14 protein-coding genes are annotated in these 17046 nt (G+C 57.5%); 7 read left to right on the top strand and 7 right to left on the bottom strand.

The genetic code is table 11. From position 1 onward, the window contains the following. The coding region (locus CGZ80_RS11820) for a DegT/DnrJ/EryC1/StrS family aminotransferase (RefSeq protein ID WP_233148374.1) at positions 1-956 on the top strand (956 nt) is incomplete at its 5' end. Here the strand turns inward: CGZ80_RS11820 and CGZ80_RS11815 are convergent. Further along, entirely contained in the window at positions 949-2187 is a 1239-nt protein-coding gene (locus tag CGZ80_RS11815; protein ID WP_158222664.1) for an SGNH/GDSL hydrolase family protein, read from the bottom strand. The genes CGZ80_RS11820 and CGZ80_RS11815 overlap by 8 nt on opposite strands. Before the next feature lie 381 nt (positions 2188-2568). Here CGZ80_RS11815 and CGZ80_RS11810 point away from each other — a divergent pair, with 381 nt between their 5' ends. Together CGZ80_RS11810 and CGZ80_RS11805 are read left to right on the top strand one after the other, a co-directional pair. Then, a complete protein-coding gene (locus CGZ80_RS11810) occupies positions 2569-2805 on the top strand; it encodes a hypothetical protein (RefSeq protein ID WP_094414561.1) in 237 nt (78 codons plus the stop codon). A 64-nt stretch (positions 2806-2869) separates the two neighbouring features. Continuing rightward, on the top strand, positions 2870-3697 hold the full coding sequence (locus CGZ80_RS11805; RefSeq protein WP_094414559.1) for a histidinol-phosphatase HisJ family protein: 828 nt from the start codon (positions 2870-2872) through the stop codon (positions 3695-3697). Positions 3698-3721: 24 nt separating this feature from the next. Here the strand turns inward: CGZ80_RS11805 and CGZ80_RS11800 are convergent, their stop codons facing one another. Next, positions 3722-4954: a PHP domain-containing protein gene (locus tag CGZ80_RS11800; protein ID WP_094414558.1), complete on the bottom strand. Its 1233-nt coding sequence runs from the start codon at positions 4952-4954 to the stop codon at positions 3722-3724. A 524-nt stretch (positions 4955-5478) separates the two neighbouring features. Between CGZ80_RS11800 and CGZ80_RS11795 the strand changes: the two genes are divergently transcribed. Beyond that, positions 5479-6390, top strand: coding sequence for a thiamine-phosphate kinase (locus tag CGZ80_RS11795; RefSeq protein WP_094414556.1), 912 nt, complete (start codon positions 5479-5481; stop codon positions 6388-6390). 14 nt (positions 6391-6404) lie between these two features. After that, positions 6405-7652, top strand: coding sequence for a pseudouridine synthase (locus CGZ80_RS11790; protein ID WP_094414585.1), 1248 nt, complete (start codon positions 6405-6407; stop codon positions 7650-7652). Positions 7653-7672: 20 nt separating this feature from the next. Here the strand turns inward: CGZ80_RS11790 and CGZ80_RS11785 are convergent, their stop codons facing one another. Genes CGZ80_RS11785 through CGZ80_RS11775 form a run of 3 tightly spaced genes read right to left on the bottom strand, consistent with a single transcriptional unit; the run spans position 7673 to position 9905 of the window. Then, positions 7673-8689 (bottom strand): hypothetical protein, encoded by a 1017-nt coding sequence (locus CGZ80_RS11785; protein WP_094414554.1) that lies wholly within the window; start codon positions 8687-8689, stop codon positions 7673-7675. Then, complete coding sequence (locus CGZ80_RS11780; RefSeq protein ID WP_094414553.1) at positions 8686-9318, bottom strand: DUF447 domain-containing protein; 633 nt, start codon at positions 9316-9318, stop codon at positions 8686-8688. Before CGZ80_RS11780 ends, CGZ80_RS11785 begins: the two co-directional genes overlap by 4 nt. An 8-nt stretch (positions 9319-9326) precedes the next feature. Continuing rightward, positions 9327-9905 carry an anthranilate synthase component II gene (locus tag CGZ80_RS11775; protein ID WP_094414551.1) on the bottom strand — a complete coding sequence of 193 codons (579 nt, stop codon included), beginning with the start codon at positions 9903-9905 and terminating at the stop codon, positions 9327-9329. Between the two features lie 93 nt (positions 9906-9998). Here CGZ80_RS11775 and fba point away from each other — a divergent pair, with 93 nt between their 5' ends. Beyond that, on the top strand, positions 9999-11009 hold the full coding sequence (gene fba, locus CGZ80_RS11770; protein ID WP_094414550.1) for a class II fructose-bisphosphate aldolase: 1011 nt from the start codon (positions 9999-10001) through the stop codon (positions 11007-11009). A 153-nt stretch (positions 11010-11162) separates the two neighbouring features. Here fba and CGZ80_RS11765 read toward each other — a convergent pair whose 3' ends face one another. Then, entirely contained in the window at positions 11163-15704 is a 4542-nt protein-coding gene (locus CGZ80_RS11765) for a DUF4332 domain-containing protein (RefSeq protein WP_158222663.1), read from the bottom strand. 248 nt (positions 15705-15952) lie between these two features. Between CGZ80_RS11765 and CGZ80_RS11760 the strand changes: the two genes are divergently transcribed. Beyond that, the gene (locus CGZ80_RS11760; protein ID WP_094414547.1) at positions 15953-16804 is read left to right on the top strand and encodes a hypothetical protein; all 852 of its coding nucleotides are present in this window, start codon (positions 15953-15955) and stop codon (positions 16802-16804) included. Positions 16805-16856: 52 nt separating this feature from the next. On the opposite strand, the gene CGZ80_RS27940 is transcribed toward CGZ80_RS11760, so the two are convergent. Further along, positions 16857-17003, bottom strand: a complete 147-nt coding sequence (locus CGZ80_RS27940) for a hypothetical protein (protein ID WP_158222662.1) — start codon at positions 17001-17003, stop codon at positions 16857-16859. Positions 17004-17046: the final 43 nt, after the last annotated feature.

Below are 17046 nucleotides of genomic sequence, written 5' to 3'. Positions count from 1 at the left end.
TGTTGGGTGTGTTTGGGGGGGGGTTGGGGGGAATGGGTGGTACAGGCACGTTTGCTTGCCGATTGATCAGCAGTGGGTCGTTGGGGATTGAGCTCGGATTGATGGCACTTGGGGTGGGGCCTGGTGCCAATGTCGCCGTTTGCGCCTACGACTACCCTGGGAACTTTCGAGCCATCGAACTGCTCGGTGCACGTCCCGTCCTGGTCGATGCTGCTCTTGATAGCTATTCGATTTCCCCTGATTCGCTCCGCGACATCGAAAGTGACCAAGTCGACGTCGTAATCGCCTCCCACCTCTATGGGGTGCCCGCTCAGGTCGCCGAAATCGATGCCATCTGCCGTGACAAGGGCTGGAACTGGGTCGAAGATGCTTGCCAAACGCCTTTGATGGCAATCGATGGGCGGTTTGCTGGCAGCCACGGGGATCTTGGCGTGCTCAGTTTCGGTGGCAGTAAACCGCTGACCGCTGGCAACGGCGGCGCGATCCTGACTCGCAACCCGCTGCTGGTGAGCAAGCTGAATGCCCGGCTGGATCGGCCCAGCGACGCCACTCCGGTCAGTTCACTGCAAGCGGCGGCACTGCTGCCGCAACTCGATCGAATTGCTGAATGCAATCGGCGGCGGGCCGACACTGTCCGACGGATCGTCGACGAAGTCCCTTGGATCGTGGAATCGCTGCACGGCATTTGCCCTGCCCCATCGGCAACGTGCTACAAGCTCGCTTTCTTGTCGCCAAAACGTGATCACATCGTCGATTCATTGATTCGCGCTGGCCTTCCGGTCGGCGCCGGTTTCCGTTCGATGCACCGCAGCAGCAAACGGCGGTGCAATAAAATAGGCGAGCTCAATCGCAGCGCGCAACTTGGCGACCAAGTTTGCTTGCTCGATCACCGGGCGCTGCTAGCCCAAGGTGACTCACAGGATCGATTGATCGAATGCCTGCGGCGATTCAGCTAGGCATCGTTTGCAACACTGCGTTTTCAACACTGGGCAGCTTTGAACAGGAGGCAGTACTAATCAGGAGGCTGTGAAATCCAGCACGCGAATCGCGTGTCCCGTGCTCGCACCGTTTTTTTGACTCGCCAACGCGAAGTCTGACTTCATGCTCGCCGTCGTTGAGTTCCGCTTCCAAGACGACAGTGCGTGGATAATGGAGTCCTTTGCTAAAACGATGAAACAGATCACGCGACTTCCATTCGCCACCGTCGACGGAGTATTCGAGGACGCCAGCATCGGGACCCGCTAAAACATAGGCTCCAAATGCATTCCCGCGGAAAGTGAACGAGCATTGCGCGCCCGGTTGTTCGGCGACCATCAGGTCACGATTGGCAAACCGATCACGGAATCCACCAGCGATCGTTTTCCAGTCTGGTGTTTGCCAAGTCCATTCGGCGCTTCCGTTGATCTGATCGTGTTCCAGATACCGGCCATTCGAAAAACTGAATGGGTCGATAGGTGGCTCGTCTGCTGATCTGCGTTGGTCGCTTTTGCGTTCCCCCTTTATCAGTGCATGATCGAAAACCTGGGCGACCAGATTCGCAGCCAACTGATTGCCAGGTTGCTGTGGGTGCACGCCACCGTATTCCGCCCACGTCATCTCGCCGGCATTGATTTGTTTCGCCAGTTCTACAGCGACGCTGCAGGTCGACACGCCATAGCGTTCTGCAACTGCAAGGTGCGCCGCGATACTGACGGGTGTTTCGCCCCGTTGAATCGTTTCGAGCATCGATTCATTGACGAAGAGCAGCATGATGATGTCCATCTCCGGCCGCTCGAGTCGGGCGGCTCGGATGATGCCTTCCATTCCACGGACTGCATCGGTGTAAGTGTGGCCCGCGTCTTGGTCATCATTCACGGCGAATTCGACGAGCAGCAGGTCCGGGGCTTTCGCCAGCACGTCGCGGCGAAATCGGAACGCACCGGTGTGCGAGCACGTCGAGGAGATGCCTGCGTTCACGAACTCAAATTCGGTATTCGGAAATCGTTTGCGAAGCGATTCCATCACGATCGGTCGATAGCCATCCATTTCAGTGATCGAGCCCCCCATAAAGGCCGCTGTGCCTTTGCCGGCCGCAAATGTCGCGCTGCTTGTGAATAAATCACCGCGAACCTGAATCGACGGAGGCAGCGTCTGGGAGAACACGTTCGGTGTCGCTGCCGCGCCGGCCAGCAAGATGGCAAACAGCATTGGTGTGACCATGCTTCGGAAGGGAATTACGTCATCGCTTCGGAGCCAAGAGGGTGGCGAGTGCATTAAACTTGAAGGGGTGGGCGAGTCTTGGTGGGCGGGGAAATCCTGGGGGACGGAATCCGTTCATGATAAACGCACCGGGAGTCGGCCTTGAGGTCGCGATTCGCGAAAAAGGCGAACGTCGGTGGCAGGTGTGACAAACGAAGGGGCCGAGACGCGTTCGTCCCAGTGGCATTGACGTGACGTCCGGCAGTGGCCAGGGTTTGCGGGAGCAGGCGGTTCGAAAACTAGAATTCAGGTTGATCGAGTGCTTGCGTTGAGCCGAGAACGTAAAATGATGGTCTGGCCATCACCCAACCAAATCAATGGAGCCCTGAAGTGGATTCACCGATCGTTATTGTCGACGACAAGCATGTCCCGTTGTACCGCATCGTCTGGGTCTCAGACTTGCCTCATTATTGCGGTGACGAAGAATGCCAATGCGAAGGTGAATATGAAGTCCGTCTGGATATCGATGATTCCCTTTGGACAAGTCAAAAAGGACGCGACGACGTGATTGCGGCACTCAAGAAGTGGTGTAGCGATCCCGTCGACGGTACCGACAATTCGCTTTAGTGTCTGCGACGAATTCGCGACCACGTTTACTTACCTGTTGACTCGTTTCGCCCCAACCGACTCGATGTTGTTTGAATCTCATTCGCACACTCCGCTGTGCAAGCACGCGACCGGTGATCCGGTCGAATACGCCGCCGTTGCCGAAGAGCGTGGCCTCTCTGGTATCCACATCACCTGCCATAACCCGATGCCCGATGGCTTTTCGGCAAACGTTCGGATGGGGTTGGAAGAGTTCGACACGTACGTGGATTTGGTGGCCCAAGCGACTGACGAATTCAAAGGACGCGTGGAGGTTTGTTTGGGACTGGAGGCGGATTATTTCGAAGGCTACGAAGCGTTCTTAGAAAAGCAACTCGCCAGCGCTGACTTCCATTTCGTATTGGGATCGGTGCACCCACAGATCGCCGAGTGGCGTGAGCGATATTGGCAAGGCGACTTGGTCGAAGTCCAACGCACGTATTTCAACTTGCTTGCCAAAGCGGCTGAGACGGGGATGTTCGATTCGATCTCGCATCCTGATTTGATCAAGAACTTCACCGATGAAGTTTGGGAGATTAACGTCGCACTCGACTTGGTTCGTCCGGCACTCGATCGGATCGCAAAGACCGGCGCCGCGATGGAACTCAACACGAGCGGAATGTTGAAGCGGATTCCTGAAATGAATCCTTTTCCAAAGATGCTTCGTGAAATGAATCAGCGAGGCATTCCAGTGACATTGGGAGCCGACGCGCATGTTCCTGAACGCGTCGGCGACGGGTATGTCGTCGCGATGGGATTATTGAAGGACGCCGGGTACCAGCACGTGCGGTACTTCCGGTCGCGTCAGCCCATCGATGTCGAAATCGATGCCGCGATCGAATCGTTGGCCGCCAATTCGGCCAACGTTTCGTAGTCATTCTCTCGGAGCCGCAGCGAGCTACTTTGCCCAGCCAACCGGCTGCGTCCAAGCTTGCTTCTTCTGTCCTTCGAAGGACGGATCGGTGTGTGCGGCGCTGCTCGTGATCAGCGCCCGGATGTAGCACTCGCCGTCTTTCATCTGGTAACTCGCCGAGTTGCCTTTCTGGGATGAAACGGTGATTCCAATCTTGTGTGGATCGGTTCCCGGTTTCATCGTCGTGATGAAATCGATTTGGTAATCTTCGCCTTCCGCCGGATCGATTTCGACCGTGAGAGTGCGAGTCGATTCGTCGAATTCATGTTGTTTGAGAACGACGCCACTGGACGCATGGAAATCGCCACGACGCATCGCATGGATCAAATATTCCGGCGTCAGGAAGCGGCTTCGTACCATCACCCAACCACGTCCCGGGCGCGAGCCGCGACGACCGTGGTATTCGTGTGAATCGTCGGTCGCGATACCGAGGATTGGCTCGACGCCGGCGGCAAACCGGATCGCATTGATCTGATCCCACATCAGTTCGATGCTGGGATGCTCATCATCGCCGAGTTGGTTAACGCCAGGGTGCCCGTTGTAGACCTCGAAGAATTGTTCGGCGACAACCGCCGCCAAATCTTCGGCCGTCATTGCGTATCCGAAGTTGGGGTGATTGACGTGCGGCAGGACCGGGCGTCCGTGCGACTTTTCGTGTTCGAGGATCATGCGAAGATTGTTCTGCATCGCTTCGCGGACGGTGTCTCCGCCAACCGGCTGCAACGCCTCGGCGACATTGGTCGCGTTGATATGCACCGGTTTGCCCTCGCTACGATCACTGATCTCTTCGGCCTGGATCATCAGGAACTCGCTGGGGCGTTCCAACAAGGCGCGGAACTCGCTCAGCGGTTTCAGGCGGATTTCGAGTTCGTCGTTTTTGGGGGACTTTCGCTGTTCGACCCAGTGGTCACCGAAGCGGTCGCGATAGCGATCGAGCACTCCGTCGTCGCTGCGATCGATGATCGACTTCAAGCTTTTCCAACGCTGTCCTTCGCTGATGACGTTGTGGTCCGTCAGTGCCAGAAAGTTGTAGCCGCGTTCGCGATACCAGTCCGCGATCATTTCAGGGAACTGGTCACCATCGCTCCACAGCGAGTGGGTATGCAGATTGCCTTTCCAGTGGCGCGGCTGGTCGTCGGTCAACTGGGTTTGCGCGACGGCCAGATGGGTCTGGCAAATCAGCAAGGCTACAAACGCAAATCTAAACAAAATCTTCATCGGGTCGCGGTTACTAAAGTCAATGTTTTCCTGTCTGAAATCGGGCTGCGACCGAAGTGCAGCACGGGTGCTCAGTATAGCTTCACCCCGGGGAGCTGACCTCACTGGTACACCGGGTCGGCGACTCGCTCGGGGGAGCGGTCGCCCGTCGGACTGGCAGTTTCATGCCCACGTTGGGGCTTGCTACGTCGTACAAAAACGGCTGAATTCGGCGCTCTCGCCCCCTGGCGAAGGGCAAATGTGGGGGCGACTGGCATTTATGTACTAGGCAATGCCTCCTCGATCTCGCTATACAACGCGGTAGATAAATCGCGATTACTTCGCGCGATCTTCACCGCATTGGTGCACCGAATTCAACGTTTTGGCGATCTGCTGGTCGCGCCGATGACGATTTTCGACTAAGCCAATGTTCAATTCAGCCAATGGCTGCCGACGGCACGGCCCCTGCGAGATGGGGCATTCATTTGCCGTCGTTGGATCCAGCCCATTGAATCATCGCTCCGCTTGATTTTGTCACTTCATCTATGGAACAGTCTTTCCTCGCCTACCTCCGTGGTCGAACACGTGGCATGCGCCAAGTCGATGTTGGGATTGGTGATGATGCGGCCGTGATCAGTGTGCCGGCAAACCCGATTGTTGTTTGTGCCGATCAGATCATTGACGGAACTGATTTCGATTCTGAAAATCAATCACTGTCGGACATCGGGTACAAAGCGATGGCGATTAATTTGAGCGACATCGCCGCGATGGGGGCGGTTGCTGATAGCGCGATCGTGACGTTGGCATTGCCCCAGCAGGACGCGACGAAGATTGCGGGTGATTGTTACGAAGGAATCTTAGAAGCGGCAAAGCGATTCAATGTGGCGATCGCCGGCGGTGACTTGTCGACTTATGACGGTCCTTTGTCGATCAATGTCACGCTACTGGGGCATGTCCCTAATGGCGGAAAGCCTTGGTTGCGTAGCGATGCCCAGGAAGGCGACGTCGTGTTGGCGAGCGGAAGCTTTGGCGGTTCGCTTCGCGGTCGACACTTGCGTCCCGAACCACGCATTGAACTCGCTCAAGCCATCCGTGAACTCGCCGACGTTCATGCGGCGATCGATGTGAGCGATGGATTTTCACTCGATCTCGATCGATTGTGCGCGTCCAGCGGCTATGGCGTTGAATTGGATGTCGACGCGGTCCCGGTTCATCCCGATGCGACCTCCATGAGCGCCAAATCTGGCAAGTCGGCGTTTCATCACGCATGGAGCGACGGCGAGGACTTCGAATTACTGCTTACTGTCAGCCCTGAAGATGCCGAGCGATTGCTGGCCGCGTCGTTGCCAGCGCCGCTTACCGCCGTCGGCAAGATCATTGGGCGAACCGGATTGTGGAAAATGCAATCCGGCAAATACATCCGCATGGCCCCTCAGGGCTATCAACACACCGAATAGTGCGTAGCGTCATCATGGCGAAAAAGAAACAATCCTCCCGCCCACGTGGTTCGGCTTCGCGAAAGCGTTCTGGCGGTCAACGATCTGCAGGCCCACGTTCCGGAGGTGCTCGTTCAGGCGGTTCATCGTCCGGTCGTTCGTCGTCCGGCCGTTCATCGGCACCGCGGGCAAAGCGTAAACGTCCCGAACGCGATGTGGTCGCGGAGGACGCCAACGAATCCGCCGCACCGCAAGCGAAGTCGCGTTCCAAAGCGAAACCTTCGCAGGGGAGCACCAAGTCCATTACCAAACCGGTAAGTACGCGCGACAAACCACAGCGTTTGCAGCGACTGCTTGCGGCGGCCGGCTATGGCAGTCGTCGTCAGTGTGAGGAGTTGATCGAAGAAGGGCGTGTTGAAGTCGACGGCACGATTGTTTCCGAACTTGGCACCACGGTTGATCCCAAGAAAAGCCGTGTGCGCGTCGATGGCGTCGAACTGCGTCAACAAAAACTCGTGTACTACGCGGTCAACAAACCGACCGGATACTTGAGCACCAACGCCGACCCACGCGGCCGGCAGCGTGTGATTGATCTCGTCCCTCGCAGCGAACGTGTCTTCCCCGTGGGGCGTTTAGATCAAAGCAGCCAAGGGTTGATGTTGCTGACCAACGATGGTGATTTGGCACAGCAGCTGGCGCACCCCAAATACGGCGTGCGAAAGGTCTATCGCGTAACCGTTGCGGGCAAGATCGATACCGAAACGATGCGGAACATGCGGAAGGGGATTTATATCTCCGACGGTTTTGTCCGCGTCGAAGGTGCCAAGATTCTGAAGTCACGTGCGCGTGCGACGGAATTGGAAATCACGTTGCGTGAAGGCAAGAACCGCGAAATCCGCCGGATCCTGGCTCGTCTCGGCCACAAAGTACAGGTACTCAGCCGCATCGCGATCGGCCCATTGCGTTTGGGTGATGTGCCGACGGGGGCGTATCGCCAGCTGACCCGCGAAGAGGTCCAACGATTGAAACTGGCGGTCGAACATAGCCGCCGTGAAGTAGAACAAGAAGAAGAGCAGGTCCGCGAACGACGTAGTGCCTCGAAGGGTTCCGCATCAGGCGGAAAACGAAAGGCCACTAAGAAGCGTTCGGGTGGACAGCGTCATGCCGAAAGCCGGTCAGACGTGATGGCGAAACGGACGGGACGCAAACATGCCCCCACCAAATTTTCGTTCCAGCCCAACAAGAAGAAGCCCGATGGCGGTTCGATCATCGGCGGCGATTGAGCTGCCGACCTAGCAGGCCGCTAATGTCCGGCAAGCGTATGGCTGTTGACCGAATCGTGGGCGACAGATTGAAGCACACGACCTTGGGGGTTGATTGACGAAACCAAGGTCGTGAAATCGTTCGGCGAAAACGATTCACGCAGGCGATCGGCGCGTTCGCGATTTTCACACCACGCGAAGACGGTCGGCCCCCAACTGCTCTGCCCTGCTCCGCTAGTCCCTTGGTGTTTTAACCGGTCCACAATCGTTGCGACCGCCTCGCCGTTGTACGGTCCGCCTTGGACTGCTTCAAATAGTAAGCCGCTTTCGTAGTTATAGCTTTCGATCGAGTTTGCGAACGATTCGAAGTCGCCTCGCTCCGCCGCCGGCATAACTTCTTTGATCGCGATTTGCTTCAGGCGTTCGGTGCGTTTGGGATCCCGGTCAAGTTTGTCGAATTGCGTTTGTTCCTTGTCACCGGCAACCGGTGGCGGTGTTTGGTTGGGACGAATCAACAGCACGCACCAATCGGGCGGCGTCTCGACTCGACCGGCGATCGCATTCAGGCGATTATCGGCTGTTTGTTCGCTGCTTTCTTGATTGGTTTCGAAAATCAATCCGCCAACGAAGTAACCGTGGGCACCAACAGCGCTGCGTCGAGCTCGTGCGGCGATGTCGATGACGAGCGTTTCCTTGTCGATCGGATTGCTACTGATCAATCGGCAGTACGATTCGGCAAAGGCCAACGAGTACTGCGTGCCACTTCCGAATCCGCTGTGTGTTGGCGGGTATTCGAGAAGCGAAACGTTGACGGGAATTGGCCGGGGCAAGCCAAAGTGCTTTGCCGCTCGCGCCATGATCGCGCGGGTGCGCGCTTCGAATCCGATCGAACTGATTCGCGGGTCAATGGTCGTTTGATCGGACTGCGTCAGTTGGATCGTTGTCGCAGGCGCATCGATCATCACGCCGAGGCCACCAAACGGCGGCAAGCAGTCGAGCAAGCCGAAGTGCAGGCGAGCACCGGTTTTGATTCGGATCGTTTGTGGTGCTCGATTCATGTTGATGTATTGACCGAAACTTGGCTGAGCTTGCGGTCGACATAACTCGTGATCAAGTCCCAAGCTGCGCGTTCGTCATCGCCGGCCGTTTTTTCGACTGGGATGCGAAGCTGTTCGAGTTGGGAGCGTAGCGATGCTTCGTCGATCAGGCCGATGCGTGTCGCAAGGATCGCCGCTTCGATCACCGCATGTTTGGCTCGATTGAATCCGATGAAGGGTGCATCGATGCCTTGGTCAAGCACTCTGCATCGCATTTCGTAGCGCGGCGGCATTGCTTCGATGTGTTCAATCTCTACGGCAAACCAGCGATGGCATGGATCAAGGATCGCATGTTGGTAGGGGAGATCATCATTCGGCACCAGCATCCGAACACGGTCGTTCGCGTCTTCGATGCGTCCGACGGCAGCCTTGGCGAGCAGCAGCACATCGTCCGTCAAGTGAATGGTGGCCCGTCGCGATTGTTGCAAATTCGCCAGCGTGCGCGAGCCTTCGAAGGGACGCAGAACAAACCCCGGGTCGTCGGCGACCGACAGACGCATCCGATCGGGATGACGAACCCATGGCCCCATCGGGGCAATGTTGACTTGCCCGGCGTTGTCGATGGTGGTCACGATGGATTCAAGGATCACGATTTCGTTCAGGCTCGATGGCGTGTCAACGCGGCGAAGTTGTCGATGATTTGCTGGCCGCAGGGGCTGAGGACGGATTCGGGGTGGAATTGAACACCGAACACGGGGCGGTCACGGTGCCGCAGGCCCATGATGCAATGATCGTCCAAACTGCGTGCGGTCACGACTAAAGTTTCTGGCAAGCCGGCTTCGCGGACGATCAACGAATGATAACGCGCGACGTCCACGGGATTGGGGCAGCCGGCAAAAACGCCACGTCCGTCATGTTGCAGGGGGCTTGCCAACCCATGCCTTGGTTCGCTCTGTCCGATCGTTCCTCCGAAGGCGGCGCCGATCGCTTGGTGGCCCAAACAGACCCCCAGGATTGGAAGCTGTTCGGGTGCTTTTCGAACCAGATCGACGCAACATCCGGCATCTTCGGGGCCCAATGGGCCTGGAGAGAGCACTATTGCACAGGGGGCAAGGTCCAGGGCTTCTTCGGCGGTGACTTGGTTACTGCGCAGAACCCGCGTTTCGGCGCCCGTAAGGCGGAAATATCGCGCCAAGTTATGCACGAAAGAATCCTGGTTGTCCAACAGCAGAATCATCGTCGCCCGCCCTTGCGGCCTGTCGTGTCGGTGGGATAATCGCCGGTCGAACTACAAGTCTTCAACACCATTTTTAGCTCAAGGTACTCGATCATGGCATTGGTCCCTCTTCGCGTCGTCTTGGACCACGCTGCGGAAAACGACTACGGCGTCGCGGCATTTAACGTCAACAATATGGAGCAAATCCAGGCGATCATGGAAGCCGCCGAAGAAACGGATTCTCCTGTCATCATCCAAGCCTCGCGCGGTGCTCGCTCTTACAGCCAAGACGCTTACTTGCGTCACCTGATGATCGCTGCGACGGAACTCTACCCGCACATTCCGATCGTGATGCACCAGGATCACGGCAACAGCCCCGACACTTGCCAATCGGCCATCGAAAACGGCTTCACCAGCGTCATGATGGACGGATCACTGGAAGAAGACGGCAAGACTCCTGCTGATTACGACTACAACGTCGCCGTCACCAAGAAAGTCGTCGAACTTGCACACAAGCAAAACGTCAGCGTCGAAGGCGAACTGGGTTGCTTGGGATCGCTCGAATCGGGCGGTGGCGAACAAGAAGACGGCCACGGTGCTGTCGGCGAACTGTCGCACGACCAATTGCTGACCGACCCCGATGAAGCCGCTCGCTTTGTCGAAGAAACCGGCGTTGACGCATTGGCCGTCGCGATCGGAACCAGCCACGGCGCGTACAAGTTCACCGCGAAGCCAACCGGCGAAGTTTTGGCAATGGACCGTATCGAAGCGATCCACGCCAAGATCCCAAACACTCACTTGGTCATGCACGGCAGCAGCTCGGTGCCACAAGAACTGCAAGACATCATCAACCAGTTCGGTGGTCAGATGAAGCAGACTTACGGCGTACCAGTTGAAGAAATTCAACGTGGTATCAAGAGCGGCGTTCGTAAGATCAATGTCGACACCGATTGCCGTATGGCGATCACCGGTGCGATCCGTAAGGTCCTAACCGAAGACCCATCGGCATTCGACCCACGTGCTTATCTGAAACCAGCACGCACCGCGATGAAAGAAGTTTGTGTCGCTCGTATGACCGCCTTCGGTCAAGCTGGCAACGCTGCTAAGCTTCGCGCGACTCTGTAACCAGTCGCTTTCAAGCAGATCAATCAACGAAAAGTGCCAGGGTGTTTAGCCCTGGCACTATTTTGTTGTCTGCATTTCGCGGAAGCGTGTCGATTCAATCGCTGGGGATCAGCACTGATCTGAAATCAGTGCTGATGAAGGCCGCCTCGCAACTCACGCCGCGACGAGTTCGCGATTCTGTTTCGCGTAGCTGATCCACTCGTTGATCTCTTCGAGATCCGGCAGCTTGCCGCCACGTAGGATTCGTTTGCCTTCGTTGCTCTTTGCGATCGGGCTGATCAGTTCGAACAGTTCGTCGGCATCCGATTCGGCGACTTCTTCCGCGGTGTTGACGTCAGCCGCAACGAGCAATTGAGCATCGTGTCCACGCAACATCGGGATCCGACAGACCAGGATCGCTTGGTTCTGCCAAACGCGGATCACATCGGCGTCGATCCGTCGATGGTCCAGTTGATCTGCCAAGGTTTCCGGGTCCGCTTCGAGGAGGTCGTTCACATCAATGATTCCGACCGTTTCCAGGCGTTCTGCCATTCGCGATCCGATTGATGGTGCGTCAACCACGGGACTGTTTCGTTGCAGGTAGAACTTGAGTTCCCCGTCTTCGCCGTAGACTTCTCGATCAGACGAGCGTTCTCGTTGCGATCGTTCGGATGTGCTGCGGCGTTTCTTGAGGCTGCGTGCTGGCCGGCCGGAGCGTTCCGTTTCAACACCGTTGGCTGACGATCGTGACTCGTACGAGGTCGTCGATCGAGAGCGTTCCGGGCGTGACTGACGGGGCTCGCGGTCGGTGCGTTCGTGGTTTCCGTTGATTCGGTTGGTCTGTTCAGACCGCTGGCGGTTGAGATTGCTTTCGTGTCCGTTCGCGTAACCGTTGGTGCGCGATTGAGACGAGCGTGCAGCGTTGTCACGCGAGCGTGCAGTGCTACCACGCGAGCGTCCGGCGCTACCACGCGAGCGACCGGAACTCGCCCGAGCAATCCGTCCGTGGTCGTCGGTGAATTCGTACTCATAGCAATCTTGGTCGCGTTGGCCGCTAATCGCACGGCGTTCTTGACCGGACAGGCTGCGTGACTGTCGGACGACTCGGCCATTGACGGTGCGCCGTTCGCGTTGGCCATTGGCGGCGTCGATCATCGGTTGTACGCCGGCAGCGGCGATCCAGCTTGTGATGCGGGAAAGCTCGTAGCTTGTTCCGCTCAGCAGGATGCGTTGACCACGTTCGGTGGCCAAGAATGCTTCGACGCGGTCTAACAAGTCATTGGGATCAGTTGCGGCAAGCAGACCTGGATCCGAAATTCCGCAGCCGACCAGGACCCGTGCATCGAAGCCACGAAGTTGTGGCACGTTGCAAACCAACCGGCATTCAGCTTGCCAGCGACGGATGGTTGCCGCGGTGACGCTGGCCAACCCCAGCGCGTCGGCCAAGCGATTGGGGTCTTGGTTCATCAGGTGCGTGATGTGAGTCACATTCAATGCACGCAAACGAGCTGCGGCCACTGCATCGACCGAGGGTGCTTGGTCGATTGGGCTGTCGATCGTCAAGAAAAATGGCGAGCTTGATGGTCGTTCGCCATTGCGAGCTTTGTTGCTAGGTTCCCCTTGCGACTGCGTCGGCTGTGACCGCGAGAGTGGTGCGGTGGTGTAGCTGTCGCAATAGTAGTACCCATCGTTCCAGGTTTGATGTGGGGCACTCGGTGCTTGGGTCGGAATCGACCCTTTCGATTGGTAGGCTCGAGCGGCGGAAGCGTTTGACGCTACACCGTATTCCGGTGCCGCACCGTAGTTCGGTGCGAAGGAATCATTCGGTGCAACGCCGTGGCCTTGTGGATTGCTGCTCGTTTGCAGGTGTGAGCGAAATGCCGTTCCGTTGACCGCACCGTTGTATGGATTGCCATGTCCGTTTGCCGTTCGATAAGGCATCTCGGTCGCCGCGTAACCATGTTGCGAGGACGCGGGGTATCCTGCGATGCCGTATGCCTCTTGCCAGACGGCGTCCAGGTTGCGATTGACGTCGGCAAATGATTGCCCAACTGGCAACCCTTGGAAGTATTCGTCGTAATAGTGGTCGATCATCGCATCGCCGTTCAGCAGCGGGTCGACCGCTTCGCCAGGAACGAACGCGCCCGCATGCGGACCGACGTAAGTTTCCGAAGCGTAGTGTGGTCGCCACACGGGGCGATGTTCATGTGCAACACGTTCGCCTTGGATTTGGAAGACTCGACCGCCACGGCGCTGAACTTGGTCGGCGAACGCAGGGTCGCTAGTCAGGACAACCAGTTGGCGACCGCTTTTGGCGTAGTCATTCAAAGCCGCGATGACCGCCAAGTTGACTTCGGGAAATTGCCCGTAGGCATTTTCGAGCGTGTTGGCATTCAGTGCGGAAGCCGATGGTTCCGTCGTGGTCTGTGCCGCTGCATGCAGCAATTCCCGATGGGCTTCAACAACCAGTGGGATTGCCCGGCCAGTGCGAGCCAATAGGTCACCTGCCGCAAGCCGGATTGCCAACGTTGCCAGGGCGCGGTCGACGCCCGAGCAGCTGGTTTCGTCTTGCCCATCGATGTGAGCACGGCCGGCTGGTTTGTTACCAGTGGTGAATTCGGCAGGGTTCCAGTCGACGCGTCGCAAACGTCCGCCGGACAAACGCACGAGCCAAGCACTCGCCTCGTCAGCCAACGGGACGGCGCTTCGGTATGCCGATTGTGGTGCACCCAATTTTTCTTGCAGTTCACTTCGGCGTCGCTGCAGCCATTCCAATCGCGGTGAACTCGGCGTGGCGAAGCTTGCTTGATCGATCGCGCCAAGTTCGGCGTGGATCGAATTGATTTCGGCGTCGATGGCACCAAGTGTTGTTGTGTCGTAAGCGGCTGGTCCCGCAAAATCACGAAGTGCGACACGCAATTCCGAGGCACGCGAAACGCAGCGGTCCAGTTCTGCGGCACTTGATTGCAGTTCTGCCGTTCGTGCGGCGATCTCTTGTTGCAGATGATCGACGTACCATGGCGACCAGGATTGGACGTAGTAGCGATCGTCCAGCCACGATGGGTAACGGACCAGTTCCATTTGGCGATGATCCCGGACCAATTGGCTGCGGTGAACGAGCAGTCGTTCGATCGACGCGATGATCCAGTTCTCGCTCGCTTGCAAGTCCATCATTTCGCGTTCGCGACGAACTGAGATGGCATTTGGTGCGCTGACAGGCAGTGTGCTGACGGGCAGTGCATTCGCGAATCCGAATCCGTGACGGCGTGCCGCGGAAAGGTCTTCGCGCAGTGCACGCAAGTGACCGACCAAGCCACCGTCATGGTAGCGGGCCCAGTTGTTCGGCAGATCCGGATAGGTTTGGCCAGTGGCGTCACCGTACCATGCCCAGGTGCTTCGCCCCGATTGGCCATAGTAGTGATGCAGTGAATCGATTTTGCGGATCAACGCCTCGACACGCAGGTCGATTTCATCGGGCCAGGCGAACGATCGCGTGGCTTCGATTTCGGCCCAACTGTGCAGTTGCGAAGGCGCGACGCGTGGATGACCGGCAAAGTAGTCGAGCGATGACGCGACGTAGTTCATTCGTTCGCGTTGCAGCCACCAGTCGGAAAGCGGCTGTGCATCGGTGCGGGTCGCGAATTGATGCAATGCGTGGCGGTGACGGTCTGCCCAGACCATGTCTCGCAAGCTATTCAGTTCGGCAAGCACTCGGCGCCAGCGGATGATTTGGCCATCCACTTCGGTCAAACGCTCGCGTAGCCGGGCGTCGATTTCCAGTTTGGAGTATCCAGGTTGTGTCGACGGACCGGCCATCGAACTGCTGGCGTAAGGCGACGAAGTGATCGGCGCGGAATAGCGAATACGATTTTGGTCGGACTTGAGGTGATCAAGCCAGCGGACCAGTTCGCCGTGACGGACACGTAGCGTCCAAATGCGATGTTGGAGCGACGACAGTTCTTCGGAGGTCGCTTCGTTTGCCGCGTAGGGAACGCCGTATCCGGCGCGGACGCGGTGCGATCGCGAGTACAGATCGTTTAATCGCGCACGGAGTGCTTGGCGGCGTGATTCGCTGTTGGTGACAGGCGTGTCGCTGTTGGGGATCGTTGCCAGTTCGGCTTCGATGCGAGCGAGTTCGTCTCGGATCGCACGGCGCTGTGCTTCGGCGTCTTTTTGTTCCGCTGGAGAAAGTCCGCTGACTGCCGATGCGTTCTGTGGCAATTGCGAAAACAGCGACGGATCGTTCAGGCCGGCGGTCAGGCAAGCGGCGATGACGCGTGAAACGCTTGTCACGGCGGTGTCAGTGACAATACCGTCGACGATCGCGTCGGGGATACGAATCGACTCGAGAGCGCGCGAAGCGTCGTTCGAATCGGCGATGCCGTTGATCCAGCTGCCGTGCAGCCAGTCGAAGCGATGTGCGGTTTCGCCCCGTGTTTCGAATTCGATCGTGCGGCGACCGGCGGCAGTTCCATCGTGTTCGCGACGGCAATGAATCTTGCCGTTTTGATCGGCCCAGACGACTCGGCCAGCCGAAGAGCTCATCATGCCGAGCGGGTATTCGCGGCGAACCAATGAATCGCGGATAAAGCGAACGAGTGCGGTCTTTCCCGAACCTTCGGGAGTGCAGACGACGTTCAGGCCTTCGCTAAAAGGCCCCAGTTCGACACGATTGAGTGGGCCATGTGTGTCAATGTCTATGCGATCCAACAACATGGTCAGGCTCCTCCTTGGCCTTGATTGCATTGATTCGGTGCCACTCAGGGTGTTTGAAACAACAATTTCAAACGTTTGCGGGATGTGGGAGTGGCTTGCGATGCGGGACGGGCGAACTTTAGTGAAAAGCGAGTTTCACGGAAAGGTCGATTTAAGACCTGCCTTGACGCGAGGCTTTAAAACAGCGTACTCCCCCGCGTGTGAGATACGAAAAAAGCCTCGATCGCCGTTCCTCCACCGTCATTTCGATGGCCGCTTTGTTGCTGGCTGTCGTGATTGGCGGCTGCGCTTCGTTGACGTCTTGGCCCGAAACGGAGCGGACTGATACGGCGAAACCGCTCGCGAACTCGCCGCTGCGAAAAGTCAGGCGTTCGATCGAACTTGACGCACAGTTCGTCAAAATTCGATTCAATCCCAGCGAACCCGATCAATTGCAATCAATGTGGCAGTGGGTCGATGAGACGGTTTTGTCCCCCGAGATTCGCCAATCGCTTTACGCCAATGGCTTGCGGATCGGCAAAGCGGTGCAGCCGGACCGTCTGAAATCGCGGCTCGACGATTTGAGAAGCCAGGAAGCACGCGACGAGTTGGATACTTTTTTGACGTCGGCCGGCGTTGCGAGCCATCAAAGTGAAGGCCGCGTGGCGATACCGATGCGTTTGGGACGCCGTCATGAGTTGCCGGTACGCGATCCGATGGTCGGTGCTCATGTGATTATCGTCGATGACGAGCCACAGCCGGTTGGCCGGACGCTTCTTAATCCCCATTTTCTGTTCGCGATCACGCCGCAGCCATCGCGTTCGCCAGCAGAGGTCAGGCTGTCGATTCGTCCTGAAATCCCCTATGGCGACATGCAAATGGACGGTTTGCAGGCCAGCGCGGCCTTTCGAATCGACGTCCGTCGGCAAGCTTGGGTGCTCGACAAGTTGGGGTTTGAACTCGTCGGCGGCGAGGGCGACGTCTTCGTGATCGCCGAAACCGCCACTCGCCATGGCTTGGGCGAGATGATGCTGGGCGGCAAAGACGTGAACCAGCTGAAAGAGCAGACCGTCATCCTATTACGGGTGGCGAATATTCCGACTCCGGCCGAAGAAATCTAATCGCCGAGATTGTTCTACTCGCTTTTTAGTCCCACCCGTTTTTGGGGCGAGCTTATGGGGCAAGGCGTTCTAGCTGTGTCCGCAAGGTGAATCCAAGTCCGGTTCGTGACCGAAAAACGGTGCGAGCCTGATCGGTCGCCAAGTTGCCATCTTCGAGAAAGCCGTTCCATCCGATATCATCGGCAACGTTTGTGAGCATATTGACTGCTCGACCCATCTCCCCGTTCTATCCCCCGTCCGTT

It is taken from the genome of Rhodopirellula sp. MGV, from assembly GCF_002251265.1.
GTDB lineage: Bacteria > Planctomycetota > Planctomycetia > Pirellulales > Pirellulaceae > Stieleria > Stieleria baltica_A.
This window is presented reverse-complemented; position numbering and strand designations above follow the sequence as displayed.

Coding starts and splice junctions, on each gene's coding strand:
- CGZ80_RS11815 (WP_158222664.1), bottom strand. CDS start 2,187: ATGCTGTTTGCCATCTTGCTGGCCGGCGCGGCAGCGACACCGAACGTG.
- CGZ80_RS11800 (WP_094414558.1), bottom strand. CDS start 4,954: ATGAAGATTTTGTTTAGATTTGCGTTTGTAGCCTTGCTGATTTGCCAG.
- CGZ80_RS11775 (WP_094414551.1), bottom strand. CDS start 9,905: ATGATTCTGCTGTTGGACAACCAGGATTCTTTCGTGCATAACTTGGCG.
- CGZ80_RS11785 (WP_094414554.1), bottom strand. CDS start 8,689: ATGAATCGAGCACCACAAACGATCCGAATCAAAACCGGTGCTCGCCTG.
- CGZ80_RS11795 (WP_094414556.1), top strand. CDS start 5,479: ATGGAACAGTCTTTCCTCGCCTACCTCCGTGGTCGAACACGTGGCATG.
- CGZ80_RS11760 (WP_094414547.1), top strand. CDS start 15,953: ATGGCCGCTTTGTTGCTGGCTGTCGTGATTGGCGGCTGCGCTTCGTTG.
- CGZ80_RS27940 (WP_158222662.1), bottom strand. CDS start 17,003: ATGCTCACAAACGTTGCCGATGATATCGGATGGAACGGCTTTCTCGAA.
- fba (WP_094414550.1), top strand. CDS start 9,999: ATGGCATTGGTCCCTCTTCGCGTCGTCTTGGACCACGCTGCGGAAAAC.
- CGZ80_RS11790 (WP_094414585.1), top strand. CDS start 6,405: ATGGCGAAAAAGAAACAATCCTCCCGCCCACGTGGTTCGGCTTCGCGA.
- CGZ80_RS11805 (WP_094414559.1), top strand. CDS start 2,870: ATGTTGTTTGAATCTCATTCGCACACTCCGCTGTGCAAGCACGCGACC.
- CGZ80_RS11765 (WP_158222663.1), bottom strand. CDS start 15,704: ATGTTGTTGGATCGCATAGACATTGACACACATGGCCCACTCAATCGT.